3 protein-coding genes are annotated in these 2,222 nt (G+C 73.2%); all 3 read right to left on the bottom strand.

The features are described 5' to 3' along the window. Nucleotides 1–203: hypothetical protein (locus tag VIB11_RS10960; protein ID WP_332031169.1), on the bottom strand; the 203-nt coding region annotated here is incomplete at its 3' end. Continuing rightward, on the bottom strand, nt 200–1,378 hold the full coding sequence (locus VIB11_RS10965; RefSeq protein ID WP_332031171.1) for an ABC transporter permease: 1,179 nt from the start codon (nt 1,376–1,378) through the stop codon (nt 200–202). The genes VIB11_RS10965 and VIB11_RS10960, both read right to left, overlap by 4 nt. 1 nt (nt 1,379) lies before the next feature. Further along, the coding region (locus VIB11_RS10970; protein ID WP_332031173.1) for an ABC transporter ATP-binding protein at nt 1,380–2,222 on the bottom strand (843 nt) is incomplete at its 5' end.

The raw sequence follows: 2,222 nt of genomic DNA on the forward strand, positions 1-2,222 counted from the left end.
TCGGCGTCGAGGGCACGCCCGAGGCGCGACGACAGGGGAGAGGGTCCCTCGTCGACCACCCCGACCCGGATCTCGGTGTTGCTCGAGATGGTCACTCCGATCAGCAGGATGATGAGGACCGGCAGGAGCACCGCGAAGAACAGGAACGTGCGGTCCCGGGTGACCCGGCGGAGCTCGGCGGCCGCGAGGGCGAGCGCGGTCACGGCAGTGCCGTCCTGCGCTGCAGCAGCAGGCCCACCCCGCCGGCGAGCACGGCCCAGGCCAGGAGCACGGCGACCGGGGTGACGACGGCCGTCCACGCTGCGCCTCCGGCGAGGTCGGTGAACGCGCGCAGCGCCCAGCCGTTCGGGGTGGCCAGCGACAGCGAGCGGAGCAGTCGCGGTGCGGCGCTGATGAAGACGAAGTTCCCGCCGAGGAGCACGAGGCCGAACGTGAGGATCGACGCGAGGCCCTCGGCCTGACGCTCACTGCGCGACGCGCCGATGACCAGGGCGGTCAGGCCCACCAGCACCAGGCTGAGCGCGACCACGAGGGCCGCGACGGCCAGGGGCGGGCCCCAGTCGGCACCGAAGACCAGGCTGGTGAAGACGGCGACGGTGGACAGGCTCACCACGCCGTACGCGAACGTGGCGAGGGACTTGCCCAGCATCACGGCACCGGGGCGGACCGGCGCCGCCATCAGCCGCTCCATGGTGCCCGTCGAGCGCTCCAGGAAGTACCCCCGGGCCCCGAACCCGATGGCGAAGAGCATGAAGAAGATCCCCATGGCGGGCGCGTAGTAGCTGATCGTGCTGATGGGCGCCGTGCCGGCGGACTGCGGCACGACCACCTCCGGTGGCTCGAGCGCCGCCGCGGCCGCGGCGAGGCGCGCTGTCTGTGAGGCGGGGGCGCCGGCGTCGAGGGCCGTTCCCACCGAGAGCCGCACGGCGTCGAGGTGGGCCGTGAACGACGTGGCGAGCGAGCGTGCGACCTGGGTCGCCACCGAGCTGTCCACGCTGCCGAGGACGGTCAGCGGGCTGGCCGACGTCTCCGCGGCCGGTGACGTGACTCCGGCGGAGAACCCCTCGGGGATCACGAACGCCGCGTCGAGGCGTCCCCCGTCCACGTCCGCCCGGGCCTGCGGCTCGGCTCCGACGTCGTGCACGGTCAGCAGCTCGGTGAGGTCGGGGCTCCGCAGGAACGAGGTGAAGGCCGCGGCGACGGGCCCGCCGTCCCGGTCGACGACGGCGACGTCCATGCGGAATGTCTGGATCCCGCCGAAGGCCGCGCTCACGAGCCAGGCCACCGCCAGCGGGGCCACGATCCCGAGGACCAGCGCCGAGCGGTCCCGCAGGCGCTGCCGCAGGTCCTTGAGGGCGATGGCCAGCACGGCGCCCATGTCACTCCCGCAACGCGGTGCCGGTCAGGTGCAGGAAGACCGCCTCGAGGTCGGGCTCGTCGATCGTCACCGAGCGCACCGAGGCCCCGGCCGCGGTCGATGCGGCGAGCACCTGGGGGAGCAGCGCCCGACCGTCGGCGGCCAGCAGGACGACCGTGGCGTCGGCCACGTCGACCTGCTCGATACCCGGCAGCGCCCTGCAGGTCTGCGCGAAGCGGCCGAGCGCCCCCGTCGCCGAGAGCGTGATCCGGTCGCGTTCGCCGACCCTGGAGACGAGCTCGCGGTGGGTCCCCTCCGCGATGAGCCGGCCGTGGTCGATGATGCCGACGCGGTCGCAGAGGCGCTCGGCCTCCTCCATGTAGTGGGTCGTGTAGAGGACGGCGAGGCCCTCGGCGCCCAGGGCGGAGATGCTCTCCATGATCGCGTGCCGGCTCTGCGGGTCGACCCCGACCGTCGGCTCGTCGAGCACGAGCAGCTCGGGGTGGTGGAGCAGGCTGGCCCCGATGTTGAGCCGCCGCTTCATCCCGCCGCTGTAGGCCTCGACGCGGTCGTCCCCCCGGTCGCGCAGGTCGATGAGCTCGAGGACCTCCTCGACCCGCTTGCGCAGCGGCGCCCCGCTGAGCCGGTACAGCCGCCCGAAGAAGCGCAGGTTCTCCCGTGCGGTCAGGTCGGGGTAGAGCGAGATCTCCTGCGGCACGTAGCCGATCAGTGCCTTGGCCTCCGTGGCTGCGACGGACACCGGAAGCCCCGCCACCGTGACGGAGCCTGCCTCTGGTGCCAGCAGACCGCACACGACCCGGATCGTCGTCGTCTTCCCGGCGCCGTTCGGCCCGAGCAGGCCGTA

Origin of the sequence: Pedococcus sp., from assembly GCF_036554925.1 — a bacterium.
Classification (GTDB): Bacteria; Actinomycetota; Actinomycetes; order Actinomycetales; family Dermatophilaceae; genus Pedococcus_A.

Coding starts and splice junctions, on each gene's coding strand:
- VIB11_RS10965 (WP_332031171.1), bottom strand. CDS start 1,378: ATGGGCGCCGTGCTGGCCATCGCCCTCAAGGACCTGCGGCAGCGCCTG.